This is a genomic window from Ulvibacter sp. 2210JD10-4 (assembly GCF_058148525.1).
Window position 1 is genome coordinate 1 of sequence record NZ_JBYVJZ010000063.1, and the last position, 251, is coordinate 251.

Sequence of the window (251 nt, forward strand, 5' to 3'; positions counted from 1 at the left end):
TTAATGTGGTAGGTGATATTATCGTTAAACAACTCTTGTACATATTGAGGTAATTTTGCTTTAACCCGCGGAATAGGGATTTCAATAATGTCCTTTTTAATTTTTGCCAGCATTACTTCATCTTCGTCAAAATCATCGTGCTGTGTGGAAACTACAATAGCTACGATCTTTTGAGGAACATTGTCATCACTGTATTCTATGGTAACCTGGCTTTTAGAATCCGGACGCAAATACTTAATTTCATTATTTTT

The 251-nt window shown here is 34.3% G+C and carries 1 pseudogene; it reads right to left on the reverse strand.

What is annotated here, in order from left to right:
- A pseudogene (locus tag ACY2RT_RS15480) lies at positions 1-251 on the reverse strand (methionine adenosyltransferase); the annotation flags it as partial.